This window comes from Klebsiella sp. B345, from assembly GCF_051131735.1.
GTDB lineage: Bacteria > Pseudomonadota > Gammaproteobacteria > Enterobacterales > Enterobacteriaceae > Klebsiella.
Window position 1 is genome coordinate 442145 of the sequence record NZ_CP180443.1, and the last position, 25970, is coordinate 468114.

Below are 25970 nucleotides of genomic sequence, written 5' to 3' on the forward strand. Positions count from 1 at the left end.
CCAGCTAAGGGGTAAAAGCGGCGACTTTTACCCCTTTTATAAAGACGAGGTTCTTGCATGTTTAAAAAAACAATCTGCAGCATGTTTTTTGTTGCCGCTGGATTAATGTCAGGCTCAGCATTCGCTGATGTCGTCATTAATGGAACACGTATTATTTATAATGCTAAAGATAAAGAATCTGTCGTACAACTGAAAAATAATGGTAAGAATCCCTATCTGTTGCAGCTATGGATGGATGATGGTGATGCAAAAGCAAAGCCAGGAGAAAGTAAAGTCCCCTTTATCATTACACCACCGGTTATTCGAATTGACCCGAACAAAGGACAAGCAATACGTATCATGGCGGCCAACCCTGCTCTGCCGCAGGACAGAGAAACGCTCTATTGGTTCAATATGCTTGAAGTACCGCCAAAACCGACGGCCATGATTCAATCAGGAAGCAATCTGATACAGCTCGCGTTTCGCACCAGAATTAAATTTTTCTATCGCCCGGAAAACTTACCTCAAACCCCGTTAGAGGCTTACAGGAATATCAGTTTTGAACTCCGTGGAAATACGCTAAATGTTAAAAATAGCTCCCCTTATTTCATAACCTTTAGCAGTATTGATGTTCGTAATGCAAAAGATTCTCCGATAATTGCTTCTGTCGAAAAATTTTCCAGAAGAATGATAGAACCCAAAGGAGAGCTTAGTCTCCAACTAACCAAGAAAAGAGCAGACAGTCTGTATGGGCTCACTTTATTTTATAGCGTAATTAATGATTTTGGCGGGAATACTACAAATGAACAGATGCTGCGAAGCCCGTAAAACTAATAGCACCCTATTTCATTTATCCCAGGTTGCACAATGCATTCTTCTCTCCATCGTTTTTTCTCAGATTGCATATGCCGAAAAAAATGATGATGTTATTTTCAACACGGATTTTATGCGGTCTGACGTTGACGTTAGCGCATATTCACGTGGAAACCCTGTTCCCGCAGGCGAATACTCAGTAGAGCTTTATGTCAATGAGCGATGGAAAGGCAAAACTAATGTCACTTTTAAAATGACAGAGGAAAAATCAACCATCGCCAAACCTTGCTTCGATCTTAATTTAGTCGCAAATTTAGGCATTGATATTGAAAGGATAAAACCAGAAATACTTGAAAAGTTAAAATCAGATCATGCCTGTGTACAACCTCAGGATATCGCAACCGATCTGGTCGCCAGCTATGATGTGTCAATGCAGCGGATTAACCTGCAATCACCTCAAATCTATTTAGTACGCAATGCCCGCGGTTATGTCAGCCCGGAACTTTGGGATAATGGAATTACCGCGGCAACACTGCAATATGACTATAACGCCTATCACTCGGAAATGTCGGGAAGTGATTCTATTTCTACGCAGTATCTAGGGCTACAAGGCGGATTTAACTGGGATGTCTGGCGACTCCGCTATCGCGGTTCTTTTAACTGGACCGAGGGTCAAGGATGGAATTATGACAATACCAATACCTATCTTGAGCGCGCTATTGTTCCGCTTCGTAGCAAACTGGTTCTTGGCGAATCGTCCACCGATGGGCAAGTTTTCGACAGCATCGCTTTTCGCGGTGTCATGCTGATGTCTGACGACCGGATGTATACCGACTCACAACGCGGGTTTGCCCCACTCATTAATGGTATTGCTAACACCAACGCTTTAGTTCGCATCAGCCAACGTGGAATACGCATTTATGAATCAACGGTTCCACCGGGTCCGTTTGTCATCGATGACCTCTACCCAACGGGAACCGGGGGCGATCTATTAGTAACCGTTAAAGAGGCCGATGGCAGTGAACACAGTTTCACCGTGACCTTTGCTTCGATTGCTGAGCTTCTGCGACCGGGGACCACGCGTTATTCCGTGATGGGTGGCCGCTACCACAACACAACAATCAATGAAGAACCTGAAATCATGATGGGAACATTGCGTCATGGTTTTACCAACCTCATAACTGGTTATACCGGTCTGTTGGGAGGGGAAGATTATCAGTCGGCGGTTGTCGGGGTCGCCCTGAATACCGGCGTTGGCGCAATATCGGCAGATATTGCACATGCACGAACGAAACTGTATGACGAGGCCAGTGCCGAAGGGCAAAGTATTCGTTTATCGTTTGCCAAGATACTACCCGTCACCAATACCAACATCACCCTCGCGAGCTATCGTTATTCAAGTTCTGGCTACTATGATATGAATGACGCAATGCTATTGCGGGATTCCCAGCAGCGTTCCCATAGCGGTTATTACAGTAGTAGCATTAACCGAAAAAATCGCATTCAGCTGAGTGCCGCACAAAATATTTCGGATACCTGGGGTAGCTTTAATATCAGCGCCAGTACCCAGGACTACTGGAACAGAAACGGGCAAGATACCGAATATCAGATAGGCTATAGCAACGGTTTTAAATGGTTTACTCTCAACGTCAACGCTAACCGGAGCCGCGATCTGGACACCGGTAAATGGGACAATAAAATTGCCGTCGGTATCTCATTACCGCTGGGTGAAAGCGCGCACACGGCCTATCTGAGCTCCACCTATGTTCAGGAACGCGATCATCGTGGCCTACAGAACTCCATTGCCGGCACGCTAGGTAGCGATCGTCAATTTAACTACAACGCATTCGCCAGCGTTGATCATTATAAAGACAGTGCCGACAAAAATACGGGTGGCGTCAGCGGTAACTGGACATCGCCGTGGAGCACGGTAGGTGGGAGTTTTTCTGCGGGTAATGGCTATCAGCAATACAGTATGAATATGTCGGGTGGCGCGATTGCCTGGCGTAATGGCATTGTCCTGACGCCGATCATGGGCGATACGATGGCCGTCATTGAGGCTGAAAATGCCGGTGGCGCGAAGATTACCAGCAATAACAGCTTGCGTCTTGATAACAGCGGCAAGGCGGCCGTCCCCTACCTGACGCCATATCGCCAGAATACCATAGAGCTTGACCCCAAAGGCCTCTCAAACGATGTCTCACTGGATGTTACCAGCCAGAATAGCGTACCAACGGCGGGTGCAGTGGTCTTAATGAAATATAAGACTGATACCGGCCACTCCGCGCTTCTGAATATCAATCATAGTGGCGAGGTTTTGCCTTTCGGCTCCTCTATTTTCGATGAGACCGACAATAATGTTGGATATATCACTCAGGGTGGTCAGGGTTTTGTACGCGTGAAAAATGAATCGGGCCGGTTATATGTCCAATGGGGCAATAACGGCAGTCAGCGCTGTTCATTTCATTATCATTTACCGCAGAAACGGACGACATCAATAAATGATATGCCACTGATTAATGCGGTCTGCCAATAAAGGGAGCACAGGAATATGAAAAAAATAATACGCGTAGTAGCCTTGTGTTTACTCACATTTGTCGGGCTGTGTGGTTATGCTAAAGCAGACGGAACCTGGGTGAACTGCGAGCGGACTAACGGCTACTATCAATATTTCAACTCCGCCACAGTGGAAGTCGGTAAAGATGCTCAGGTGGGCGATTTATTAGGCGGATGGCTGACATCCTCTAACCCAACGGCGTGGACATGTAAACATGTGACCTCCTACCAGGGATATACCGTGGCGATGACCGCACAAGGCGATCCGCCCTACGCCGCGAATGGAAGCACCCAGGTTGATGGGCAAACCTATACAATTTATAACACGGTGGTAAAAATCGGACTGGGTTATATTCTGCGCTGGCGCTATACCATTAAGGGGCAAACCAGCGACTGGTTCCCACTGACCGGCACGATACCTGGCATGTATGAAACTCCGGGCCCTTCCTATAATGTCAGTTATGACAGCAATAACCCGACCTGGAATATCGGCGTAGACGTGCAGATTCGATTTGTAAAAACGGCAACAACTTTAACGGCCGGAACAACGGGTATTTTCGATCCTATCTATATGCGTCATTATCAAACCTATGGGGGTTCAAGCTTTGCCGGTAGCGGGACTTACATGATTGCCGAGTTTAAATCTGGCGGTTTAAATATCTCCACCACCGGGGGAACCTGTACAACCTCAGATGTCACGGTTAATTTGCCACCGGTCAGTCGTAGCGAATTTACCGGCGTAGGCTACACCACCGCGAGGACTGATTTTGATCTGGTGTTTACGCAATGTCCGGCGGGATTAGCCAGCATTAGTTATTTATTTACGCCGACAACAGCGATTATCGATAACTCAATGGGCGTGTTTGCTTTAAACACAACGCAGGCCACAAGCGCGAGCGGCGTGGGCATTCAATTATTAAATGACCAGAACATCCCGTTATCATTTAACACATCTTATTTACTGGCTGATTATGATTCAACAAAGAACAATGCCACGTATACGGTTCCATTACGTGCCGGGTTATATCAAACGGATAACACGGTATCTTCCGGGACCATTACCGGGGCGGCAACCTTTACGTTGAGTTATAAATGATGCTGTTTGACTGGAACTGACACCATGATTAAATTCGCTCTGGCATTTATTGTATTATGGTTTACCTACTGCCCGGCGGTCAGGTCAGCCACGTACATCAATTACACTCGACTCATATTGAACGAAAGTGAGCGCGAGGTAACATTTAGCGTCAAAAATGAGGGCAGTGGTGCAGTGTTAATGCAATTATGGACCGACCACGATGATGTTCTGGAGAGGCCTGAAAATATAAAAATGCCCTTTCTCATTCAACCGCCGGTGTTCAGGCTGAATGCACAAGAAGCACGAAAAGTACGACTCCAGTTTGTTGGCGGCTCAGCTATATTGCCGGCGGACAAAGAATCATTGTTTTGGCTGAATGTGCTGGAGGTCCCACCAAAGCCAAATGCAAAAGAAAATAGGAATGATAACTTATTGCAGGTCGCTTTTCGTACGCGCATAAAAATATTTTATCGGCCTGCCACCGTTGCTAAACTCAGCCCTGAAAGCGAAGTGAAGAGATTGACATATTCGACCGTGAAATGCGGAAGTCATTATTGCATTGAAATCGCCAACCCAACGCCATTGCATTTTACATTACTGGATATCACGTTAAATGATGGTCAACGCATAAAAGACATCCCTGACAATGGAATGATATTGCCTAATGCATCAATACGTATCCCTTTGAAAAACAATTCTACTTTGGGGGCCCGATTAGTGTCATTTAACTGGGTTGATGATTACGGCGTGGGAAATATTATTAATAAATAATAAGGAAATTAAACATGCTCAGCTTCAATGCATCAAATTTGCGCTATAAATTTATCTATCTCACCAAAAATGTTTATGATGGTATCGCTATCAATGCAATTTTTGAGGAGTCATTGCAAGTATCCAGCCTGCTCAATGATATCGGCGAGGGAATTCCATTCCATTTAATAGATAAATACATTGATTTCATTCCGTTTTCGCTAAGGTTTTTTGATATCTACAGTGCCCGTAGCAAAAAGTTTGAGCAAGACATTATTCTACCCGCTAAATGGCAGGACTCAAAACGTATCATGTTGACTAATGTCCTGTTCTTTGTCGATATGTATAACCCGGACCAGACATCATTCCTGCATATTTTCGGTGATAAGAGCCCGAAAATAGTTAAGGAGCAGATGAGCGTGTTTTTAATGCACTGTGCCGCAACAATTAATCATGACAAAAAAAGGCAGTGTAAAGATTTCCGTTTCACCCTGCGTGAGCAACAGATGATTTTCCACCTACTGGAAGGTATGAGCATAAAAGATGTTTCCCATGCGCTAAAAGTCAGTGATAAGGCTATCTATCTACTCAGAAATGAACTTTCCTGTAAGTTAGGCGCACAGATGCAACCTTATATTTATAATAGAATAAGGCGCAACAACCATGAGGAATGCAGTCGTTCGATGTAATCGAACAGCCATAATGTATTTATAACATACCGTCATCAACACCTGGCAAGGAAGATGACGGCTAATTCTAACGGATAAACGGTAGCCAGCCATAAAATAAACAGACTGTTTATTTTTCAGCGTTCTTGCTGGTCCACCTCATTTTTTTCAAAAAACCACATCCGGCGCATCGGTATTATCGTTCAGGACCCGATATCAGGCGCCGCCAGGTCAATGTTAATGGCGCCCACCCGACCCTCCCCCCCGGTAGATATTATTTCCCGAAAAGTAAGCGGGTATATTTTTCAGAAACCGCACCGCTGCGTCTGCCATCTGCCCCATAATATCGATCCTCACGACACAACTTTTCCTTAATGTCGCAGAACGTCCCGCCGGTAAAGGTAAACGAGGTCGGATCAAACTTCCCCTGTGAACTCAGTCGTTTTGCTGCTTGCTTACCCAGATGTTTCTCGGTCATAGCACGAGAAACGCCGTCGCTAGCCGTAGCACAAATATACTTATCGCACAGGACATGCGTTTCAGGTGAAAAAAGGGACTGCAGTTGTTTTGCATATGCAGGTAATGCTGCAGCAAGCAGTAAGCATGTCATCACGAAAGGCATTGTTTTGTTCTTCACTGAATCATCCTGTTAGTAGTACATAGCATCGAAGCACCAACCGGTTGCTGACGCTGTCCGATTAGTCACAGGATATAACCCTGCTCACGCATTTTATCTATACCCTGCTGGCTTGAACAAACCATACCCGTTGTCAGTAGTTCAAATCCGTGATGCTGGTAAAACCCGGTTTTATCCGCCACGGAATAAATAAAAATTTTACCATAGGGTAATAACGCGTTGCATATTTGCTGCATTAACTGCCGGCCATAACCTTGCCCCTGCAGGCTCGGCGCCACGACCACATCGGCCAGATAGCTGCACCAGGTCAGATCGCTAATCGCTCTGGCCACAGCAACTAGCTGCCCGTTGTGAAAACCAAACCAGCAGAAAGTGCTGTGGCGAAAGGCCTGTTCAAGCAGCGTCGTATCGCGTTGACCCAGACCGCCGGCGGCGATTAACTCTGCCAGTACCGACCAGTCAATGGAGTCAAGCGCCCCTTTATCCTGAATAACCATCATTAAGACACTCCTTAACACTACTGAGGTGATAGTGACAGTACAGTATGGCTCCGCGGTAAAAATAGAAATAGAAAGATTAAAGGCAAAGGCTTCTAGCGGTATTCAAGGGTATAAATGATGCTGCTATCCGCCCGCCCGGGGGTAACCTGGTTTTCCATCTGGATATAGCGAGCAAAAATCGGGATGGTCATAGAAGCCATACCATCCTGCGGAAAATCTCCGCTAAGCTCAGCGGTAAAATTAATAAATGATGACTCATTCTGCGCAGTGGCGAGCTGGATCCCCACCCCGCTCGCGTCGTCTACTCCCGAGTCATCGAGTTTGATAATCCCCTGCGCATCATCGAGGGTGCCAAAAACCGGTTGAAAAGAGAGCGCCCAGATATTGGGATTCACAGGAGCAACACCGTAGGAAGTCAGCCCTGCCGGGCTACCGCGGCTGCCGAAAAAAGTTGGACAGTTGATCAGCCTGATACTTGCATCCTGCCAGGCAGTCGTCGAGCCTACTCTGGTAAACGTACCACCAATAACATGACTGCCCATCTGTACAATCTTTTCAGGTGACTCAATCTGACACGTTGGTACGGTAACCAAAACCTGCCCATTCAGCCGGTACTTGAGGAACTCGTGCATGTCGCCACTCTGGCCACCTGAGAACGCCGCAGTAGGTAGGCTGGTCCCATTAACCACCCCAGGCTGAACATCACCCGTTTTGATTAACACAAACTCGATCGCCAGTGGATTATTCTTCATGAGCAATTCTGAATATATCCCCGGTGTGTACTGATAAGGAAAACCTTTGCTCGCCAGGTAGACCACGCTGACGCCCGGCAGATTGGTTCCATACATGCGACCGCCATAAGGGCTTGAGCCGGAGGATTCAGGATACGACGTATCTGCATAATCAAACCCCCAATAAAAACTCTCCGCTGCGCTGCAGGTAATCCCCGCATCACCGACGTCACCCGGGCTGGCGACCCGGATGCGATAGATTTCGCTGCCAACGGGCATATCCGGAGGTACGGAAATAGTAATATTCCCCAACGAGGCCGTTCTATCCTCGATAGTACCGAGGGCGCTATAGCACCCCGTCGCCTGGGCGCTTGTCGAACAGATACCGAGCAGCAAAGCGATTACTAAGCGTAAAATAGCCATTCTTCATCCTTAATTATTCGGCTTTCCTGGACGACAGACCGTCGCCAATGTGGTGAGCTCTGAGCTTTTTTCTGGAACCTGGTATGCAGCATAACAACGCTGATTCGCCTCGCCGCCCCAGCGAACAACAAGCGACCCGGATGCCGCACCAAGCCGGACAAATGCACGTTTTCCTTGACCGACCACGCCCACGATATTTTGCTGTTCATCCAGAACATCCGCGCCAAAGGGCACGTTATCATTACCCTGTAAGTGGATCATCACAGGTCGCCCATGCGTAGTGTTGAAACGTAGTTTCACCACTGCACCGCTGTAGGGAGCCACTTTCTGGCTGGTGTCATCCAGCTCAATATCGTCTGACAATCCTTTAGGGTCGATGCTGATTTCATTCATTTGATAGGCGTTAAGGTATGGCACTATCGCATAACCTGAGCCATCCACCCGAACGCCCGGGTAGCCGCTCACGCTCGCACCATCCGCCCCTTTTGCCTCGACCAACGCCTGAGTGTCGCCACTGTATGGCGTCAGGGTGATGCCGCCGTTATGGACAATTGCGGCACCATTCATGCCTACCGAATAGTTATGGTAGTGCTTACCCGTGCCCGCAGAAGCCTGCAAAGTGGTGTTCATCGTGCGCAAAGACGTACTTGCAGATACGGAAGGCGTGCCGTCCTTATTCGAATGAGAGCCAGACAGGTTATAGCTGAGCGAATTATCATTGAGCCCTGAACCACTCAGATTCACCTGTTCGCGCAGAACCCCTCCTGGCTCATGGTTCATATTGACCGACATCTGCCGGAACAGGCTTTTGCGGCCCAGCGGAATGCTCAGGCTGAGCGTATAGCGGTTCTCAAAGTCATTGTCGCCATTTCGAGTACGACTGGCGCTGATGCCATAACTCAGGTTACCCAAACGGTTGTTATAGCCAAGCTGATACTGTCGGTCGTTGTGCGCCGAATTCCAGTAATTTTGCTGCCAGCCACTGAGGTAGAAACTCCCCCATCCCTCAGGAAGCGTCTGACTCGCGGTGATCCCAAGACGGCTTTTCGGTCTCTGGATGCTATAAAAGTCATCACCATGACTCTGTTGCTCCCGGGTTTGCATGGCCGTCATGTAATCAATATAACGATCGGTCGAAAAACGGTATGCCGCAACGCCGATTTGGCTGTTGGTTTGCTTAATATATTGACTAAATTTCAGCTGATAGCTCTGCCCATTCATCGCCTTACGGCCATCCAGTGGCTGTTCAAAAGTGGCGTTGGCGTGCGTAACATCCAGAGAAACCGCGCCGATAGCCGTCCCCAACGCGGTGCCAATTTGACCACTCTGGTAATGCTCATTACCCTGAAAGCCCACATATCCCGTCAGGAAGTTGTTCAAACCCCGCTGCCATGTCAGCTCACCCAGAACGGGTTCGTTACTGACCCAGCCTTGTCTCAGCTTCCCCAACGTCAGGCTGTAGTTATTCATACCCGGTCGTAGCAGATTACTGGTAGGTGCAAAAGGGATAGTCTGGCGCTGAGAAGTGCCATCAGCTTCAAGAACGATAACGTCCAGTTCGCCACCGTATCCTGTCGGGTAAAGATCGTTAATCTCAAATTCACCCGGCGGGACGGTCGTTTCATACAGCAGACGATCCTGCTGCTTGACCTGCACCCTGGCATTGGTACGCGCATTACCACGGATCAGCGGTGCGTAGCCACGCTGCGAACTGGGTCGCATCAACTCTTCATTAGACAAGCGCAGACCGCGAAATGACTGGGTATCGAAGAGATCGCCGGGTGTGCTGGTATCGCCTAACGTCAAGCGGCCCTGTAAATCGGGGATATCGCGCTGCACGTAGGTTTCAAGCGACTGGTAACGACTGCCTGCTTCGTTACTCCAGTTCCAGCTACCATTGTGGCGCAGCAACCAGCCGGCCAGGTTCAGGCCACTAGAAAGTCCTGCCCAGGCGCTATTCACATTTTGCCCACGGCTCTGCGAGCTATAGTAATTGGTGTTATAGCTCAGCAACCCGGCGGTAATGCCTCGATCCCATTGTTGAGGGTTAACGTAGCCGCGAGGATTTCGTTGCAAGTACACGCCCGGGATATCGATATCCAGCTGTTCACCGGCTTCAAACGTCAGCACGGCCTGAGGGGCGATCTGTTTGAGCGGTAAACAGGCGTCGGACTGAGCGTTGCGCAGAAGATCTCGGGCACTGGGCTCCAGTTTCTCCTGATCGAAGCCTATCAGGTTGACGGTTTGCAGGCTCAAACAGATCTGGCCGCTCTGTAGATCGGCTGTTTCGTTTAATACGGTGACATCATGAGTACCCTGAGAAACGCCATTGACCAGAACTCTGACCCGGTAGACCCCAGGTACTGCCAGCCCACGTTCATAACGCGTAATATCCATTTTCTTATGGCTGCCAGGACTCATAAAAGAGGTATTAAACTCCACCTCTTCTGCGCAAAGTGGACCTGCAAGCAGGGCAATTGCCGCAGCAACAGGTCTCAGTGCCAGCCTGTCAGACATGAAAATGCTCCCTTTCTTCCGTCATAACTCGCCTGGCAAAAACCAGACAACGTCCGTTATTTACTTCTTAGCAGGCTTGATAACCTTCATCGCGCCATAGTCATTGATGATGACCGGATAGAATTGACTGGCGGACTTGTTGAGCGTAAAAGTACGGACGTCCCCAGGTTTGACGGTTCCGCCCTCGCCTATCGAGGATTCACCTTTTTCATCCTCAGTAAAAAACGCCACGTTGATATGAAAAGGTGTCGGATTTTTGGCTGAGATGCGGTCTCCGGAACGGGTCCAGACGACCTTCCCTGGCGCATCTGCCGAGCTCCCCACCAGACCTGCAGGCCGGAAAAAGAGCTTCAGGCGCGAGCGGAATGCCATATGCAGCGTATTCTGACCCTCGGCATTTTTGACCTTCGGCGGGACTTCAAGGACGTTCAGGAAAAACAGTGATTCTTTATCCTGGGGTAACGTTTCACCGGTGTAGCGAATACGTAGCACCTGGCCACGCCCGGCATTTACCCGGTTTACCGGCGGGGTAATAAAAAACGGTGCTTTTGCACTCTCAGGCGTAGAATTACGATCCCCGCTGTCGATCCAGGACTGAACTAACACCGGCGACGTACCGTTATTATTCATTTTCACCGTAACTTCTTTTTCCAATGCAGGATAAATAACGCGAGTCCCCGTAATCACCACCGCGCTATTTGCTGGCAAAGCCACACTGGCCACCAATATGATTGCCAGCCCCGGGAGTAAATTCCTTTTCATCATAAGCTACCATCCTGAACGGCAGCAAAAATGCTGCCGTATTTTCATTTCACCAGATAAGATAATTACTCATAATCAATGCTGAAGTTAACCTGGCTTTGGACAATTCCAGGCGCTGCCGATCCCAAAGAAAAATAGCGCACGGTATACGGCAATTCCGCTCCGGCAGACGAAATATCGTGACGAGTAGAGTTCGCTTGCTGGTTGCTAAAGCCAATATTAATTGGCGATTGATTGACAGCATCCAACAGCTGAAGCTGAACATTTTTAGCTTCATCGCCACTGTCCGCGGTATTAATAAGGTTGAAGGTGTCATAATCAACAGTTGAGCCATTTTCAAAAAATGCAGCTGCCGTTGAGGTTTCACTTACCCCGGTACAGTTCGTCAACACGATTTTAAACAGAGTGTCACCTGTGGTGGCACCTATGCCAAGAAGTTTAGAAGCAGTGACCGTTGGTAAAGTAACCGTTGCCGGTGTATTTTTTCCGTCAACAGTAATATCACAGGTGTTTGCTGCTAATGCCCCTTCAAAGTAAATAGTACCATCAGCGGCAATAGCTGATGAAGCCATTAAAGCGGTGGTTACCGCCGCAGAAATCATAACAAGTTTCATTTTCATATCATAACACTCCATTATTGATAATACTTAGCCGAGTTACATCTCACGCAAACAACCACCTTTTATCACCATTAAAAGTTGCAGACAAACAGAATAAACAAGATGGCAAAACAACACTTTACTACCGATAAAATTACATGCTAATTACTTACAGGTTCATGCTGACGGATGCAGCTATAGATAACAACCGCCTTACTCCTGAGCTTACAAATACCCATGCGATGCATGGCTTTGGTTTTGTGCCTGTAGACATTTTTCTCTGTGACGTTTAAATTTCTGGCAATTATTGACACCGAAAAACCATTTGAAAGATTATCCATAATAAGCCGCTCAGACGGTGTCAATTTTTCTGTGATGCGCTGCAGCGCATTTTGCTTCACCGCCCGATGCACTGCTGCAATCGTCATTAAGGGAGGAATATTTCTGGAGACCATTCCATTATGTCCGGTGAAATACTCATAGCCACAGGCATTATTAACAAATAAGCAAACTTTAATTTCTCTTACGGAAAGATATTGAAGTATCTGTCGTACAATTTGCATACAGTCAATGGCAAGCAGAAGTACGTCTCCACGCTCAACAGTATCCAACTGCTGCTGCCATAACTTAGGATCAAAAGGTACTGCAATGATATCCTCACCAGCGCTGTTAAAAACTGATGCAACACCGAAGGAAAAAAAACCATCATCAGACATTATATAGTTCATTGACGGCCTCCCAGTCTAACGTCTTCTGCAAGAACAAACCGTGGCGCACAACCTCTAAACCTGACCAGGATTATTCTCAAACCCATGCCGTAGATTATGTTGCAGAAAAACACAGAACAAAATAATAAACTTATCTTATTCGATTATTTAGTTAATAATTCAGATATTAATGTGTTTTAAGGTGTTTTTCAGTGAAACACTCTGCATTGGTGGGGTAATGAAATCAATAATCCTGCCACCAGCAAGGACATAAACTCGCTAATAACGTCACTCGATTTGCTTACTGCGAGGTGCACACAAGGAAAGGTGAGCTGACTGAACTGATCAGACTGGTCCGAGGATTAATCATACGTACACGAATTCTCAATTGTTCAGAACCATGGCTTATCATGTTGACCAGACTCATAAACTCTTTATCACCAGAGCTATCAGCTGGCGCCAGCACAATATGATAAGCATCAAGAATGAAATCCATTCCCACAGAGGCATGAACTGATTGATAATTAAAGAAAATAAACCTATGCAAGGTCGCAGTGCCTTCTGACGATAACGATTCGCCATCCATTCGGATATGCCCTTTACCCTCGGGTTCCAGCGACAGATACAACTTCCCCCGTAAAATGGGTTGAGAGGCATTATCATTGTATATAGCTAAGTTGCCAGAACAGTGAAAACTGTCGTTTTTTTGATGAAAAAAATGCCAGGAGAAGAATACGCAGGCCACGGCAAATACCATCGTGGAAAACCAAAGAAATGAGATCTCTTTACGCGCCATTCTACCTCCAGTTATAGAAGAAATAATTATTGCAAAAACCGTTTGGATTACTTCCACGAGCCGTACATTGTGCGAGCAGTGTCTTTCCCAGGCCTGAATCATTAATTCGGGCATCATAGTAAAACATAAACTGATGTTGCGTATCGCAATGTAAGGCAAGCCCGTCTTTGACCCGGAGAAAATCGCCGGAAATTATCGCCTTTGCTTGTTCACTGACGTCTTCTAATGCATTAACTCTACACCCTGCCACCGGCAAAGAACTGATAAAGGGACTGGCTAAAAACTGATGTTCGTAGAGGATATAGATTAGCATGAATGCTGATAATGAGAGTAACAACGCACCAGGAACGATGTATTTGAAATAGACGCTAAAATACCCACTTCGCGATGTTTGTTTTTTATGCTGGGATAACGTCGGTTGGTGTTCGGGAGAGGTTGAAAAGCTATCAATCGTGATTCTATTTGCACTATGATTTAGCTGAGTGTTGTTTCCATCATAAATCCTCTCCACATTGATATCTGGATTAAGTTGGATCCCGACACGAGGGATAGTGAGGATAATATCATCAAGACCATATTGCCGAAACGCCCGGCGTAAAATACTGAGATACTGGTTGAGATTATTATGACTACCCGCGCCGCCGTGACTACCCCAAACTTTTTCCAGTACGGCATCACGCGACATGACATCTCTGTGATCAAGCAATGTAATTAATAGTTCCGAGGCGGTTCTGGTTAGTTGCACACAATCTTCGTCATTTGTTGCAGAGCGTAGGACACCCTGTAAAGGGTCATAGAATACAGAATATTGAATAAAATATCGCATAATGTCTTAACTTTATATTTTGAATATTTGGAGGATTATCTTTTAATGACAGACAGAAGTTGCAGCCACAATTTCACATCCACTGCAATAAATAAAATATTAAAACCACTCCCACTTTTAACAAAGTCACACGTGCTAAAAAAAATAGTGTACTTATGTTATTAATGCACTTTCCAACTAAATAGTACAAATTAAACTCTGGCGCACGATAGAATCAATAGCGATACTATCCGCTTTTGGTTTTATCGTAAACATAAATTTTCCATATGAATCATATTATCCGCGAAAATACGAGTATATTCTAATTCGTCATTACTCGAGGTACGAACAACCTGAGCGGCATTTCATCACCCTGATTACAAGATAAAAACACTAAAATCATTAATGCAGCATTTGCTTTACAAGTGTCGGCAATTAACTCTTGAATGAATGGCAGGATAACCGTCAAGAAGCATAAATCCACGCCGAAGCGTGGATTTTTTCTGCAGTATGACAGGTATAGATGACAAAAGAGATGCAGCACCCAGAACGAAGCTATCCTTTGGCAAAGTTGGCCTGAATGCGCTGTTGCAGATACGCCTCCGCGGTTATCGGCGGGTACTTCGCCTGCGGCCCAAGGATCTCGACATCTTTATTGGCCTGACAGAAAAATGCCAGGCTATAGCGCGGCCCCTGGTACTCATGCGCAAGCGGGCTTCTCACCCGGTGGAAGTTAGAAGGCAGCTGGTCATCGCTCCAGCGCATCAGCATATCGCCGATATTACAGGTGATCACCTCTTCCCGTGGCTCGATACTGGTCCACTGTTGACTCTCACGATCTTTCCCAGGACACACCTGCAGTCCGCCTTGTCCCGCGCGTTGAAATAACAGTGTCAGGCAGTCAAAATCCGTATGGGCGCCGGCACGCCACATCCCCTGCTGGGCCTGACCAGAAGCGTAGTAGTGCAGCATGCGCAATGTACTTTGGTAAGTTTCACTTTCCGGATTGTGAGCCGCGGAAAAAAATGACTCTGTAAACCCCAGCTTTAAAGCAAAACAAGACAGCAGCTTCATCCCCAACTGCCAACACTGCGATTCAAATGTCAGCATCGTCTTTCTGAATGCAGGCAGTTCCTGGTCGCTAGGCCACAACCCGGTCATCAGCGGACGGGTAATCTGATACGACTCTTTTTGGTCCGGCGTCTTCGTCGACGGCCGTACCTGTGCTTTGCTTTCCCAACCGGCATTACGGGATAGCGGATACTGCCCCTTTACCTCATCGGGAAGTGCGAAAAACGTCTCGGTCATACGGAACGCCTGGTGGATATCTTCCAGAGGAATGCCATGATGGCTCACCTGGAAGAAGCCAATCTCCACTGCGGCCTCCCACAGCCGATCGGCAATTTCACTTTTCCTTTCCTCAAAATTTGAGAGATCGATGCAGCGGACCTCGCGAGTAAACGTTTCTTCGCCAGGCGCGCCCATCAGCGCTTCTTTTTCCAGTTCCTGCAATGCGTAGCCCTGATTCTGAATAGAATGCGTCATCATGATTGTCCTGTATTGGGTTCAAACAGCAGCACGCTGTTGTAAGGTTTGTACCGCCGCCTGCGCCTGGTGACGCATGACCTCAAGATCCAGACCTGGAATCACATCATCCTCTACGATCGGCCGGCCATTGAGCAGCAATGCTTTCAGGGAGGCCCGACCACCGCAGGCTACCGGCCCTATCGCGATATCGTGTAGCCCGAAGTAACGCGGGTCGTCCAGACGATAAATCGCTAAATCCGCCTGCATCCCAACACCGATGGAACCGCATTGCTGCAAACCGAGGATCTGCGCACCACCAGCGCTTCCCCAACGCACCACATCTTCCACCGTAACCGCATCGCCGCCGCCCTCAAAGGTGCCGCCGGCATAGCGCGGCTGCGCCTGCATGCCTTTACGCGCCCGTTGCAGCAACCATGCGGCATGGGCTTCGCTTTGCATATCCGCCGCTTCATTGGATGCGGCGCCGTCCACCCCTAACGATACCGGTACCCCTGCCTTTTCCAGCGCCAGCAGATCGGCAATCCCGCTTCCCAGCCGCCCGTTGCTTTGCGGACAATGGGCAATGCCGGTGCCGGTTTGCCCTAACAGCGCGATCTCTTCCGGCAGTAATTTCACCAGATGGGCAAACCACACATCATTCCCCAGCCAGTCGTGTTCAGCACAGAACTGGACCGGAGTCATGGCGAATTTATTGCGCGCGACATCCAGATAATCCACGGTTTCCGACAAATGGCTGTGCAGCCGAATTCCCAAATGACGGGCCAGTTTGGCCATCTCCCGCAACTGGACACCCGGCGCGGAATGCAGCACGGTGGTAGGCGCCATCACCACCCGCCGCAGGGACCCCGTTCCAGGGTCGTGATAGCGTTTGACCAGTCGTTCAATATCCGTCATATAGCCATCGAAGGTTTCAGGACGCAGCGCGACCGGTAGATCCTGCTCAACGGCCCGCCCCTGGGTCGCGCCCCCACGACATAGAACAATCCGCATACCAAGCGCTTCGCCTTCGTTAAATACAATCTCCGACGTATCAAATGGCATATCTGGCCAGTATAAATAGTTATGATCCGCGACGGTGGCGCAGCCCGATCGCAGCAGCTCAACCAGGCCAATGCGCACCGCCAGACGAAACGTGTGTTCATCGAATGCCGCGCGAAAGCGGTAAGGCGTGGCGCTCAGCCATGCCGTCAGACTCTGGTTCAATCCCTGAGGCTCTCCCTTCAACAGTGACTGAAAAAGATGGTGATGCGTATTCACCCACGCCGGGTAGATGACACAATCCCGGGCGTCGATCTGTCGTTCCTCCGGCAGGGCCGCTAGCGAACCGATTGCGGTGATGACGCCATTACGGATACGGATATCCGGACCGGTCAGCCGGGCATCGTCCCCCGGGAGGCCACTCAAGATGGCATGCGCATTTTTAATTAATAATGACATGGGTCGCTCCTCAGGGTTTTACCTGCATATCCTGCACAAATTCGGTGGTATAGGCCTGCTTCCAGTCGGTAGCGGCATTCAACAAGTTGGCGCTGACCATAAAATCACGGGTTTTGTGCCAACGTGCTTCCGTCATTGTTCCCCATCCCGCGGTAGCGGCGTCGCCGCCATCAATCAGGTGATGCTGACGGATTTGCGCGACGCCCCAGGCCAGAAGATCGTCGGTCATGTTAGGGTTTTCTTTTTTTATCAAGGTGTTTCCCGGGGCAGGATTATTCAAATAACTGACCCACCCCTCCATCGACGCACGCACGAACTTCGCCATTGCCGCATTACGTTCAGCAATGGTTTCCGGGCGGGCAATCAGAATGCCGCCGTAGGGGGGATAGCCGTGTTCGGAAAACAGGAAGAAGTTTGATTTCACCCCTGCTTTTTGCACCTGGAAAACCTCAGAACTGACGTAGGCCTGCTGGGCGAGATTCTCATCCGCCACAAAAGGCTGAATATTGAAGGTATAGGGTCGGGCCTGGGCATCATTCAGTTGATATTGCCCCTTCAGCCACGGCCACCACGTCGCCTGACCGGAGCTGGATACCAGAATGGTTTTCCCTTTCAGGCCCTCCAGCGAGGTGACATCGGCGTGGGTCAGCAGTCCTTGGGGGTCGTATTGAAAGGGTGCGGCAATGGCTTTGGCCTGGAATCCCCGCTGGATGCCTTCCAGTAGCTGCAAGTCGTAGCCAATAATGACATCAGCCCGTTTTGATAACAGCAATTGCATACCGTTAACCTGGGGGCCGCCAGACTGGATGTCGACATCCAGACCGTATTTTTTGTAGATCCCCGTCGCCTGAGCCTGGTAATAGCCACCTTGTTCCGCCTGGGCGTACCAGGAAGTCAGTAGCACAATTTTATCCTCGGCCTGAACGGTCAGAGACAAACCGCTGAGGGCAACGATGCCCAACATACGGTAGCTCCAGGGAATGCGCGAACCTATTTTCATTGCCCCTCTCCTCATAACGCCGGGAAAGAGGACGAGCGGACAACGACTCAGCCTCCCACCCCGGTCAACATTGAACCGCGAAATGGTTACTGAGCAATGTCCCGCACGGAGAACCGTACTGACCGCTTATACTCATGTTCAGCTATACAAAAACGATGCCAATTATTATCGACATCTATCCTTGCCTGGCATCCTCGCCAGCATTGTGCAATGCCGGTGGTTCACCGTTATGCAACCTTTGATTCATCAACACAAAAACGCACTATTTTAGTGCGTTAATGGCTTGTTTTAGTGCTTGTCGGTCAAATTTGACTGAAGAGGATTTCCAGCTGCTGGAGCATCATGGAAGCAGCAAGCGACAGCTGCCTGGCGGGGGATACACACAGTGCCAGGGTAAAGGGTTTAAGCTGCGGATCGGTTAACGGAATAAACGCCAGCTGGCCGGACTGAATCTCATCCAGAATATCCAGTCGACACAAAATGCCGATCCCCATCTGCTCTTTTATCAGGGTTCTTATCATGTGAATGTTATTAGAAACAGCGACTTCCTTGACCTCATTACCGCTGATGTTCACCAGCGCCTCCACCGGTGAGCTGATCATCAACGGCGCGCAAGGAAGGATAAACGGGTATTCGATACACTGACTAAACCGTACGGAGCTGCGATCTTCCAGCGGGTGGCCTTTGGGAACCACGATCCCAATATTCATCTCGGCAAAGGCTCGTACCTGCAGTTCGCGGGAGCTTTGGGGGTTAAGCATGATGCCGAAATCCGCCTCACCCGAGATTAGCGCCTCCTGGATGTTGATATTGTTCATGGTGGATAATGTAAAAGAAATGTTGGGATACTGGTTATGAACCTCTTTCAACATCGCGGAAAAAAAATGCCGGTTAATGGCATCAATAGTGGCGATGCGCACATGTCCGCGTCGCAGTCCTCGCAGGTCATCCAGTTGCTCGCATACCCGGGTAAAGTCCTTTTTCCAGTTGTTAGCGGCGTGCAGAAGTAACTCCCCGGCAGCCGTCAGGCGTAGCCCCGTCGGATGGCGTTCAAACAACGGCATCGCCAGCTCATTTTCGACGCGCAAAATTTGACGGTCGATGGAAGACGCTGAAACATGCAGCGCCTCTGAGGCTTTACGAAACGACCCATGGCGGGCCACTTCCGTGAAATAAAGCAGAAAACGGGAGAATGCAAACATCGTCTGGGTGCTCTCTTTTTTGCAACGGGTTGTGCGAATCAAAGCTCTGGACGCAACAGTTTTATCACAATACCGTAGCATTTATAACGGAGAAACGATCGTTTCACCGATAAACTCGCACGACGGCCCGCCAACGGCTGAGGGAGATCCCCCTTTCGTGGCTCCTCGCGGCACAGCAGACAGCTTAATGTGGATGGTAAACGTTAATGAAAGACGGCGATCTGATCCCTGTATCGGTGGAAGCAATAAGCCCTAATGGGCTTGGCAATTTATCCTTAAAATTAATTCCGGAAGCCGGAAAACTATTCCCGGAATATTCGGCAGGATCCCACATCGATATTATGATCCCAGGCATTGGCCCACGGCAGTACTCCCTCTGTGGGATGCCTGACCACCGCGAGTATTATGAAGTTTGCGTTAAGCTAGGGGATATTTCTTGCGGCGGCTCGCACTATCTGCACCATGAGCTTAACGCGGGGGATCGACTTTCTGTTTCCCGCCCGCGTAATCATTTCCCGCTGCCCGCTGCCGGGCGTTATCTGCTGCTGGCCGGCGGCATCGGCATCACTCCATTGCTAGCGATGGCTGAAGAGATAGCACGGCAACAGATTGATTTTGAAATTCATTATTATGTCTCTGGCGCTCAGCACGTGGCTTTTACCGCGCGGCTGGAGATGCTCTCAATGGCGGGAAAGATCGTTATTCATTGCAGCGATGAGGGCGACTCTTTGCGCCATCGAATCCCCGCCTGCTTAACACAACCAAAAGACGACACGGCAGTGATTGCCTGCGGCCCGGACGGTTTTATTAAGCGGCTACAGGATATTATGGAAATACATTCCTGGCCGATATCACAATTATCTTTTGAACGTTTCACCCGCGCTATTCCGGATAATGAGCCGGAGAACAAAAGTTTTTATATTCAGCTTGCATCGACGGGTGAACGCCTGCTGGTTGCACCGGAACAAACTATCGCCCAGGTATTAATGAACGCCCGGGTAGAAGTCATGCTCTCCTGCGAGCAAGGGATCTGCGGCTCCTGTATTACCGACGTTATCGACGGCATTCCTGAACACCGGGATACGGTCCTGACGGCGGAAGAAAAAGCCGGAAACAGTCAGATCACCCTGTGTTGTTCGCGTTCGAAAACGCCGGTTCTGGTTCTGGACCTGTGAGGAGAGTGACGATGCAGACCCCCTCTCTTCGCGCACCGCTTGCCGGCGTTAGCAACGTCCGTCTCCCGGCCTGGGCACTTCCTGCGAGTTGGCCGACGCAACTCAACGGTACGCCACTGACGGCGGATCTGACCTTTACCGACGGAAAAATCGCGACTATAGCCCCCTTTGACCCACTGAATCACACCTTATGGGATCTCGGCGGCGCGCTGGCGCTACCTAGCCTTATCGAACCCCACGCCCATCTGGATAAGACCTATACCATAGAGCGCTGCCGTCCAAAGGAGCCCGGTCTGCTGGCCGCTATCCGCGCCATGCACGACGATCGCCGGCACTGGACCCAGGCGGATATTCAACGCCGCGCGTCCGCAGCGTTGGCCAGAGCAGCGGCCAATGGCGTCAGTCATTTGCGCACCCATATCGACTGGTTTACCACCTCCGCGCCTGAGGCATGGTACCAAATCGCCCGTCTGGACCATCCCGACATCAGCGTTGAGCGGGTGGCGCTGGTGCCTCTGGAACTGTTTGCCGACCCGGTGGCGGCACAAACCATTGCGCAAGCGGTGGCCGACAGCGGCAAGGGCTGCTTACTCGGTGGTTTTGTCCACTCCTCTAACTGGGATCCGGCTGCCATGGAAAATCTGCTGTGCAGCGCGGCCCGCTGGCAGCTGGATCTGGATCTGCATATTGATGAAGAGCTCAGTGACTATCCCCGCGGACTGGCATGGCTGGCGGAGCGTCTCGCTCGTGACCCTTTTCCGGGACATATCTGCTGCAGCCATGGCTGTGCTCTGGCTTCCGGCAGTGAAGAGCTGGCTGCGCGGATCCTGTGCCAGATGGCAACACATGGCGTCACCCTTATCGCCCTGCCGATGACCAACCTGCTACTCCAGGATGCGGTGACTGGCCGCACGCCACGCCAGCGGGGGATCACGCTGCTACAGGAGGCCAGCGCCTGTGGCGTGGCAACGTTGCTCGGCTGTGACAATGTCCAGGACGCTTTCTGCCCGGCGGGAAGCTATGACCCGCTGGATACTCTGGCCTGCGGCCTGTTCAGCGCCCAGCTCAGCGACGTATTCGACCGTCAGTCCCGGCTGATCTGCGACCGGGCGGCGTTAACGGGTGCGCCGGAAGACGCAACGCCATTCGCCGTCGGCAACGCAGCCAGTCTGGTGATTTTCCCGGGTAGCGACAGGGTTACCTGGCCTTTAAACAGTGCCGCTCGTCTGGTGATTAACCACGGCAGGTTAACCCACCAACGGGTGTGGCAACAGGAGATGACGTATGAGTCTTGAAGCAGGTGCAGGTGCTCCGTTGGCGCAGTATGCCGCCTGGCGCAGAGCCGGTGATTTTATTTTTCTCTCCGGCATTATCCCGGTCAATCCGCTAAGCGGCACCATCGTCAACGGCTTTCAGGATGTTCCAGAAGCGGTACGGGAACTGCTGGGGGAAACGGGCGAGTTTTCTACGGATGCGAAACAGGGGCCGATTCTGGCACAAAGCTGGTACGTGCTGGAGAGCATTCGCCACACGGTGGAGTCCGCTGGAGGGCAGATGAGCGACGTCATCAAGCTGGTTCAGTATTTTCGCAACCTTGACCATTTCCCCTATTACAGCCGGGTAAGAAAGCTTTTTTACCCTCAACAACCGCCGGTTTCTACCGTAGTGCAGGTCAGTGAAATGTTGCCCGACGCCACGGTACTGATTGAAGTTGAAGCAACGGTCTGGTTACCCCAATAATTTTCGATCCAGAGGCACAGCGATGATCAACGGTTATATTCCTGCAGAGCGCTTTCTCCCTTTTCTGAGCTGGACGGCGATTGCCGCCCTGCCAGACAAAAATAATACGGTGATTGTGCTCCCCACGGGAGCAATTGAACAACACGGTCCGCATCTGCCCTGTTCCGTGGACAGTGTCATTTCATCCGGCATCGCGGGCCATGCCCTCGCGCGGCTACCGGCGGATATTCCAGCCTACGCTATCCCGCCGATTACTTACGGTAAGTCCGACGAGCATCTGCATTTTCCCGGCACCTTGACCCTGAGCGGCGATACGCTTCTGCACACCCTCCTTGAGATAGCTGAATCGCTGTATCGTGCGGGCTTTCGCAAGCTACTGATGATCAACGGTCACGGCGGACAGCCTCAGGTCCTGCAAATGGCTTCCAGGGAAATGCGCCTGCGCCACGGGGATATGATCATCATCCCCCACGACGTGTTCAACGTCCCCAATAGTGAAAAACAGTTTCTCAGCCCTCAGGAACAGAAAATGGCGATGCACGCGGGCCATAGCGAAACAGCGCTGATGCTGGCCCTCGCGCCAGAGTGCGTCCATATGGAGCATGCGGTGGCCAGCTTCCCGCCGGAGTTCCCCTGTCCGACGCTGTCAAAAGGCCGCCCTGCGGCAGCCTGGGCCTCCATCGATTTTAGCCCCAGCGGAGTTATCGGCGATCCGACCCCTGCGACGGCAGAACAGGGCCAGGAGCTCCTCGAATCGCTGGCCAACAGCTGGGCGCAAGCGATTCGCGAAATCCATCACATGGACTGGGTCGTGCGGCACGAGCCGAGCTGGGGAAAACACCACTGGAACGGCTTCGTGCAGTCCACGCCCTCTTCTTCCGTTGCTGAGTAAAAGGAACTCTGATGAAAAATATGCGTACACCGGCTTACACGATGTTCACCCTTGCGGCCATCGCCACCTCTACATCCGGCTTTGCTGCGGAAAAGTTTACCTTTCTCACTAACTGGTATGCCCAGGCGGAACATGGCGGCTTCTATCAGGCCCAGGCCCAGGGGCTGTATAAAAACGCCGGTCTCGATGTCGATATTAAAATGGGAGGCCCGCAGATCAACGTGATGCAGTTGATGGCGGCGGGTCAGGCGGATTGCACCCTCGGCGATAATGGCCAGGCACTGGAGACCTGGCAGGCCGGCGTACACGCCGTCACCGTGGCCACCGTTTTTCAGCACTCGCCAACGGTATTTATCACTCATGACAAAGTAGAGAATCCTGCGCAATTAAAGGATAAAACCTTTCTGCTCGCCACCGAAGCTTATACCTCCTTCTGGCCATGGGCGAAAAGCGAACTGGGGTTGGGCAACACCAAAGTCCGCCCCTATACCTTTAACGTCCAGCCATTCCTGGCGGACAAAAATCTGGTGCAGCAGGGCTACGTGACTTCAGAGCCGTTCTCTGTCGCCAAAGGGGGAAAACCGTTCTACGTTTATCCGCTCAGCGACTGGGGCTACCCTCCCTACGGCAACTCGATTATCTGTATGACCGACACCATCAAGAAACGCCCGGCCGCCGTAGCCGCCTTTGTCAAAGCCTCAATGGAAGGATGGAAAAGCTATCTTCAGGATCCCAGTGCCGGAAATATGTTGATTAGCAAAGCGAATCCGCAAATGGGTGCCGAGCAAATTGCTTTTGGTATTGCCCAGATGAAGAAATATCAGCTGGTCACCGGCGGCGATGCCATGACCAGTGGTATAGGTATCATCACGCAGCCGCGGCTGAAAAAAACCTGGGATATGTTGGTGAAAAACAAACTGATCGACGCCAGCAAAGTGCCTTTTGAGCAGACCTATACCCTGGATATGGTCAAAGATGCCGGAGTCATGCCATGAATACCGCGCCCAAACTCACCGTGATGAGCGACAACCGCTTTGTTCAGGCACCTGCGGCGCCTGCTATTGAAGTCCTCTCGGCGGAGAAGATTTACAGCAACGGTACCCGGGCGCTGCTGCCTGTCAATCTGACCATCAATCAGGGGGAGTTTATTACCCTGCTCGGGCCTTCCGGCTGCGGTAAGAGCACGCTGCTGAAAATGGTGGCCGGTCTGGTGGAACCCAGTGACGGCAAGCTGATGCTATGGCGCCGTGACAGCCGGGAAAAGGCCCAGGCTCCGCTCTCTTTTGTCTTCCAGGAAGCCACGTTGATGCCATGGAGCAGCGTCCACAACAACGTCCGGTTGCCTCTGGATCTTGCTGGTGTCCCGCGAGCTGAAGCTAACACCCGGGTTAGCGAAGCGCTCGAGTTGGTGGGGCTTGGCAAGTTTGCCAACGTCCTGCCGCGCGAGCTCTCCGGCGGCATGCAGATGCGCGTCTCTATCGCTCGTGGCCTGGTGACGCGGCCAAAATTGCTGCTGATGGATGAACCCTTCGGCGCGCTGGATGAAATTACGCGTAACAAGCTCGACAGCGATCTTCTGCGCCTCTGGCAGGAACAAAACCTGACGGTAGTCTTCGTCACCCATTCGATTCATGAAGCGGTGTTCCTCTCCCAGCGGGTGATTATGATGGCGGCGCGCCCAGGCCGGGTCGTCGAAGATATCACCATCAGAGAGCCGTTCCCGCGCAATGAGGACTTCCGTGTCAGCCCGGCATTTTCCCATTACGCCAGGCAGTTGCAGGACAGTCTCTTGCAGGCTAGCCAATCCGGTATGGAGCCATAATATGAAGACCGCAAACGCAAAACCGTGGGTTAATCGTCCACTTTTTCTCAAAATTCTCTATCCGACCATCGTCGCAGTGCTGGTGATCTTGCTATGGCAGGGAGCGGTCAGCTATTTTCGCATCCCGCAATTTCTGGTGCCTTCCCCTCTGGTGATGGTGGAAAGCCTGTGGACGCATCTGACACCGCTGCTGCTGTCATTACTGTTCACGCTGAAGATCACCCTGATATCGTTTCTCCTGTCGATCGTTATCGGCACGGCTGTCGCGTTTATCCTGGTGCAGAACCGTTTTGTTGAAACCGCGCTGTTCCCGTACATCGTCTTTTTGCAGGTCACGCCAATTGTCGCTATCGCGCCCCTGATCATTATTTGGGTGAAAGATGCCACCCTCTCGTTGGTGGTGTGCGCAACCCTGATGGCGGTATTCCCGATTATCTCCAATACCACCCAGGGATTACGCAGCGTATCGCCTGGACTATTGAGCTATTTCAGGCTGAATCACGCCAGCCGTTTGCAAACCCTGGTGCGACTGCGCATTCCCTCCGCGCTGCCCTATTTCTTCGGCGCCCTGCGCATTTCCAGTGGCCTGTCGCTGATCGGCGCGGTGGTTGCGGAGTTTGTTGCCGGTACCGGCGGAACCAATACCGGCCTGGCCTATCAGATCCTGCAGGCGGGCTACCAGTTGGACATTCCACTGATGTTTGCCGCTCTGCTGTTGATTTCCCTCGCCGGTATTGCGCTGTTTGGGGTGATGTCCTGGGTGTCGCGCCTGGCGCTCAGCGCATGGCATGAAAGCGAAGCGGTGCAATCTCACTAATTGAACAGGTAGAAAA

At 50.5% G+C, this 25970-nt stretch carries 25 protein-coding genes; 12 read left to right on the plus strand and 13 right to left on the minus strand.

The features are described 5' to 3' along the window. Nucleotides 1–57: 57 nt before the first annotated feature. Genes ACMYSO_RS02020 through ACMYSO_RS02040 form a run of 5 tightly spaced genes read left to right on the plus strand, consistent with a single transcriptional unit; the run spans nucleotide 58 to nucleotide 5865 of the window. Nucleotides 58–807, plus strand: coding sequence for a fimbria/pilus periplasmic chaperone (locus ACMYSO_RS02020; RefSeq protein WP_434669024.1), 750 nt, complete (start codon nucleotides 58–60; stop codon nucleotides 805–807). Then, nucleotides 782–3328: a fimbria/pilus outer membrane usher protein gene (locus tag ACMYSO_RS02025; RefSeq protein ID WP_434669025.1), complete on the plus strand. Its 2547-nt coding sequence runs from the start codon at nucleotides 782–784 to the stop codon at nucleotides 3326–3328. The genes ACMYSO_RS02020 and ACMYSO_RS02025 overlap by 26 nt, the downstream gene beginning before the upstream one ends. Nucleotides 3329–3343: 15 nt before the next feature. After that, nucleotides 3344–4444: a fimbrial protein gene (locus tag ACMYSO_RS02030; RefSeq protein ID WP_434669026.1), complete on the plus strand. Its 1101-nt coding sequence runs from the start codon at nucleotides 3344–3346 to the stop codon at nucleotides 4442–4444. 24 nt (nucleotides 4445–4468) lie between these two features. Beyond that, nucleotides 4469–5197: a fimbrial biogenesis chaperone gene (locus tag ACMYSO_RS02035; RefSeq protein WP_434669027.1), complete on the plus strand. Its 729-nt coding sequence runs from the start codon at nucleotides 4469–4471 to the stop codon at nucleotides 5195–5197. A gap of 14 nt (nucleotides 5198–5211) precedes the next feature. Beyond that, a complete protein-coding gene (locus ACMYSO_RS02040; RefSeq protein ID WP_434669028.1) occupies nucleotides 5212–5865 on the plus strand; it encodes a helix-turn-helix transcriptional regulator in 654 nt (217 codons plus the stop codon). A gap of 253 nt (nucleotides 5866–6118) precedes the next feature. On the opposite strand, the gene ACMYSO_RS02045 is transcribed toward ACMYSO_RS02040, so the two are convergent. The 13 genes from ACMYSO_RS02045 to ACMYSO_RS02105 form a co-directional block, all read right to left on the minus strand. After that, nucleotides 6119–6454: a YcgJ family protein gene (locus ACMYSO_RS02045; protein WP_434670713.1), complete on the minus strand. Its 336-nt coding sequence runs from the start codon at nucleotides 6452–6454 to the stop codon at nucleotides 6119–6121. A 92-nt stretch (nucleotides 6455–6546) separates the two neighbouring features. Further along, nucleotides 6547–6981 (minus strand): GNAT family N-acetyltransferase, encoded by a 435-nt coding sequence (locus ACMYSO_RS02050; protein ID WP_434669029.1) that lies wholly within the window; start codon nucleotides 6979–6981, stop codon nucleotides 6547–6549. 92 nt (nucleotides 6982–7073) lie between these two features. Then, nucleotides 7074–8135 (minus strand): fimbrial protein, encoded by a 1062-nt coding sequence (locus ACMYSO_RS02055; protein ID WP_434669030.1) that lies wholly within the window; start codon nucleotides 8133–8135, stop codon nucleotides 7074–7076. 9 nt (nucleotides 8136–8144) lie between these two features. After that, nucleotides 8145–10652 carry a fimbria/pilus outer membrane usher protein gene (locus ACMYSO_RS02060; protein ID WP_434669031.1) on the minus strand — a complete coding sequence of 836 codons (2508 nt, stop codon included), beginning with the start codon at nucleotides 10650–10652 and terminating at the stop codon, nucleotides 8145–8147. A 60-nt stretch (nucleotides 10653–10712) separates the two neighbouring features. Then, nucleotides 10713–11417 carry a fimbrial biogenesis chaperone gene (locus tag ACMYSO_RS02065; protein ID WP_434669032.1) on the minus strand — a complete coding sequence of 235 codons (705 nt, stop codon included), beginning with the start codon at nucleotides 11415–11417 and terminating at the stop codon, nucleotides 10713–10715. A gap of 62 nt (nucleotides 11418–11479) precedes the next feature. Further along, the gene (locus ACMYSO_RS02070; RefSeq protein ID WP_434669033.1) at nucleotides 11480–12034 is read right to left on the minus strand and encodes a fimbrial protein; all 555 of its coding nucleotides are present in this window, start codon (nucleotides 12032–12034) and stop codon (nucleotides 11480–11482) included. 140 nt (nucleotides 12035–12174) lie between these two features. Further along, nucleotides 12175–12729 carry a helix-turn-helix domain-containing protein gene (locus ACMYSO_RS02075; RefSeq protein WP_434669034.1) on the minus strand — a complete coding sequence of 185 codons (555 nt, stop codon included), beginning with the start codon at nucleotides 12727–12729 and terminating at the stop codon, nucleotides 12175–12177. Nucleotides 12730–13021: 292 nt separating this feature from the next. Beyond that, entirely contained in the window at nucleotides 13022–13516 is a 495-nt protein-coding gene (locus ACMYSO_RS02080) for a hypothetical protein (RefSeq protein WP_434669035.1), read from the minus strand. A 1-nt stretch (nucleotide 13517) separates the two neighbouring features. Next, a complete protein-coding gene (locus tag ACMYSO_RS02085) occupies nucleotides 13518–14342 on the minus strand; it encodes a winged helix-turn-helix domain-containing protein (RefSeq protein WP_434669036.1) in 825 nt (274 codons plus the stop codon). 534 nt (nucleotides 14343–14876) lie between these two features. Beyond that, nucleotides 14877–15866, minus strand: coding sequence for an isopenicillin N synthase family dioxygenase (locus ACMYSO_RS02090; RefSeq protein ID WP_434670714.1), 990 nt, complete (start codon nucleotides 15864–15866; stop codon nucleotides 14877–14879). 21 nt (nucleotides 15867–15887) lie between these two features. Beyond that, nucleotides 15888–17306, minus strand: a complete 1419-nt coding sequence (locus ACMYSO_RS02095; RefSeq protein ID WP_434669037.1) for an amidohydrolase family protein — start codon at nucleotides 17304–17306, stop codon at nucleotides 15888–15890. 10 nt (nucleotides 17307–17316) lie between these two features. Continuing rightward, nucleotides 17317–18306: an ABC transporter substrate-binding protein gene (locus ACMYSO_RS02100; RefSeq protein ID WP_434669038.1), complete on the minus strand. Its 990-nt coding sequence runs from the start codon at nucleotides 18304–18306 to the stop codon at nucleotides 17317–17319. Nucleotides 18307–18608: 302 nt separating this feature from the next. Next, complete coding sequence (locus tag ACMYSO_RS02105) at nucleotides 18609–19508, minus strand: LysR family transcriptional regulator (RefSeq protein WP_434669039.1); 900 nt, start codon at nucleotides 19506–19508, stop codon at nucleotides 18609–18611. A 206-nt stretch (nucleotides 19509–19714) separates the two neighbouring features. Here ACMYSO_RS02105 and ACMYSO_RS02110 point away from each other — a divergent pair, with 206 nt between their 5' ends. From ACMYSO_RS02110 to ACMYSO_RS02140, 7 genes are read left to right on the plus strand one after another with little or no spacing between them, the layout of a single operon-like run. After that, on the plus strand, nucleotides 19715–20683 hold the full coding sequence (locus tag ACMYSO_RS02110; RefSeq protein WP_434669040.1) for a PDR/VanB family oxidoreductase: 969 nt from the start codon (nucleotides 19715–19717) through the stop codon (nucleotides 20681–20683). Between the two features lie 11 nt (nucleotides 20684–20694). Continuing rightward, nucleotides 20695–21978 carry a cytosine deaminase gene (locus ACMYSO_RS02115; RefSeq protein ID WP_434669041.1) on the plus strand — a complete coding sequence of 428 codons (1284 nt, stop codon included), beginning with the start codon at nucleotides 20695–20697 and terminating at the stop codon, nucleotides 21976–21978. Beyond that, a complete protein-coding gene (locus ACMYSO_RS02120) occupies nucleotides 21968–22423 on the plus strand; it encodes a RidA family protein (RefSeq protein WP_434584696.1) in 456 nt (151 codons plus the stop codon). The genes ACMYSO_RS02115 and ACMYSO_RS02120 overlap by 11 nt, the downstream gene beginning before the upstream one ends. Nucleotides 22424–22445: 22 nt before the next feature. Beyond that, on the plus strand, nucleotides 22446–23315 hold the full coding sequence (locus ACMYSO_RS02125) for a creatininase family protein (RefSeq protein WP_434669042.1): 870 nt from the start codon (nucleotides 22446–22448) through the stop codon (nucleotides 23313–23315). A gap of 11 nt (nucleotides 23316–23326) precedes the next feature. Continuing rightward, on the plus strand, nucleotides 23327–24310 hold the full coding sequence (locus ACMYSO_RS02130; RefSeq protein ID WP_434669043.1) for an ABC transporter substrate-binding protein: 984 nt from the start codon (nucleotides 23327–23329) through the stop codon (nucleotides 24308–24310). Then, nucleotides 24307–25137 carry an ABC transporter ATP-binding protein gene (locus tag ACMYSO_RS02135; protein ID WP_434669044.1) on the plus strand — a complete coding sequence of 277 codons (831 nt, stop codon included), beginning with the start codon at nucleotides 24307–24309 and terminating at the stop codon, nucleotides 25135–25137. Before ACMYSO_RS02130 ends, ACMYSO_RS02135 begins: the two co-directional genes overlap by 4 nt. A 1-nt stretch (nucleotide 25138) precedes the next feature. Then, nucleotides 25139–25954 (plus strand): ABC transporter permease, encoded by an 816-nt coding sequence (locus ACMYSO_RS02140; RefSeq protein ID WP_434669045.1) that lies wholly within the window; start codon nucleotides 25139–25141, stop codon nucleotides 25952–25954. The last annotated feature ends 16 nt before the right edge of the window (nucleotides 25955–25970 follow it).

What these genes read in the sequence shown, in the direction of transcription:
- ACMYSO_RS02105 (WP_434669039.1), bottom strand. Translation starts at nt 19,508, where the DNA reads ATGTTTGCATTCTCCCGTTTTCTGCTTTATTTCACGGAAGTGGCCCGC.
- ACMYSO_RS02050 (WP_434669029.1), bottom strand. Translation starts at nt 6,981, where the DNA reads ATGATGGTTATTCAGGATAAAGGGGCGCTTGACTCCATTGACTGGTCG.
- ACMYSO_RS02135 (WP_434669044.1), top strand. Translation starts at nt 24,307, where the DNA reads ATGAATACCGCGCCCAAACTCACCGTGATGAGCGACAACCGCTTTGTT.
- ACMYSO_RS02040 (WP_434669028.1), top strand. Translation starts at nt 5,212, where the DNA reads ATGCTCAGCTTCAATGCATCAAATTTGCGCTATAAATTTATCTATCTC.
- ACMYSO_RS02090 (WP_434670714.1), bottom strand. Translation starts at nt 15,866, where the DNA reads ATGACGCATTCTATTCAGAATCAGGGCTACGCATTGCAGGAACTGGAA.
- ACMYSO_RS02025 (WP_434669025.1), top strand. Translation starts at nt 782, where the DNA reads ATGAACAGATGCTGCGAAGCCCGTAAAACTAATAGCACCCTATTTCAT.
- ACMYSO_RS02095 (WP_434669037.1), bottom strand. Translation starts at nt 17,306, where the DNA reads ATGTCATTATTAATTAAAAATGCGCATGCCATCTTGAGTGGCCTCCCG.
- ACMYSO_RS02080 (WP_434669035.1), bottom strand. Translation starts at nt 13,516, where the DNA reads ATGGCGCGTAAAGAGATCTCATTTCTTTGGTTTTCCACGATGGTATTT.
- ACMYSO_RS02035 (WP_434669027.1), top strand. Translation starts at nt 4,469, where the DNA reads ATGATTAAATTCGCTCTGGCATTTATTGTATTATGGTTTACCTACTGC.
- ACMYSO_RS02045 (WP_434670713.1), bottom strand. Translation starts at nt 6,454, where the DNA reads ATGACATGCTTACTGCTTGCTGCAGCATTACCTGCATATGCAAAACAA.
- ACMYSO_RS02055 (WP_434669030.1), bottom strand. Translation starts at nt 8,135, where the DNA reads ATGGCTATTTTACGCTTAGTAATCGCTTTGCTGCTCGGTATCTGTTCG.
- ACMYSO_RS02115 (WP_434669041.1), top strand. Translation starts at nt 20,695, where the DNA reads ATGCAGACCCCCTCTCTTCGCGCACCGCTTGCCGGCGTTAGCAACGTC.
- ACMYSO_RS02070 (WP_434669033.1), bottom strand. Translation starts at nt 12,034, where the DNA reads ATGAAAATGAAACTTGTTATGATTTCTGCGGCGGTAACCACCGCTTTA.
- ACMYSO_RS02075 (WP_434669034.1), bottom strand. Translation starts at nt 12,729, where the DNA reads ATGTCTGATGATGGTTTTTTTTCCTTCGGTGTTGCATCAGTTTTTAAC.
- ACMYSO_RS02110 (WP_434669040.1), top strand. Translation starts at nt 19,715, where the DNA reads ATGAAAGACGGCGATCTGATCCCTGTATCGGTGGAAGCAATAAGCCCT.
- ACMYSO_RS02060 (WP_434669031.1), bottom strand. Translation starts at nt 10,652, where the DNA reads ATGTCTGACAGGCTGGCACTGAGACCTGTTGCTGCGGCAATTGCCCTG.
- ACMYSO_RS02020 (WP_434669024.1), top strand. Translation starts at nt 58, where the DNA reads ATGTTTAAAAAAACAATCTGCAGCATGTTTTTTGTTGCCGCTGGATTA.
- ACMYSO_RS02130 (WP_434669043.1), top strand. Translation starts at nt 23,327, where the DNA reads ATGAAAAATATGCGTACACCGGCTTACACGATGTTCACCCTTGCGGCC.
- ACMYSO_RS02100 (WP_434669038.1), bottom strand. Translation starts at nt 18,306, where the DNA reads ATGAAAATAGGTTCGCGCATTCCCTGGAGCTACCGTATGTTGGGCATC.
- ACMYSO_RS02065 (WP_434669032.1), bottom strand. Translation starts at nt 11,417, where the DNA reads ATGATGAAAAGGAATTTACTCCCGGGGCTGGCAATCATATTGGTGGCC.
- ACMYSO_RS02030 (WP_434669026.1), top strand. Translation starts at nt 3,344, where the DNA reads ATGAAAAAAATAATACGCGTAGTAGCCTTGTGTTTACTCACATTTGTC.
- ACMYSO_RS02125 (WP_434669042.1), top strand. Translation starts at nt 22,446, where the DNA reads ATGATCAACGGTTATATTCCTGCAGAGCGCTTTCTCCCTTTTCTGAGC.
- ACMYSO_RS02085 (WP_434669036.1), bottom strand. Translation starts at nt 14,342, where the DNA reads ATGCGATATTTTATTCAATATTCTGTATTCTATGACCCTTTACAGGGT.
- ACMYSO_RS02120 (WP_434584696.1), top strand. Translation starts at nt 21,968, where the DNA reads ATGAGTCTTGAAGCAGGTGCAGGTGCTCCGTTGGCGCAGTATGCCGCC.
- ACMYSO_RS02140 (WP_434669045.1), top strand. Translation starts at nt 25,139, where the DNA reads ATGAAGACCGCAAACGCAAAACCGTGGGTTAATCGTCCACTTTTTCTC.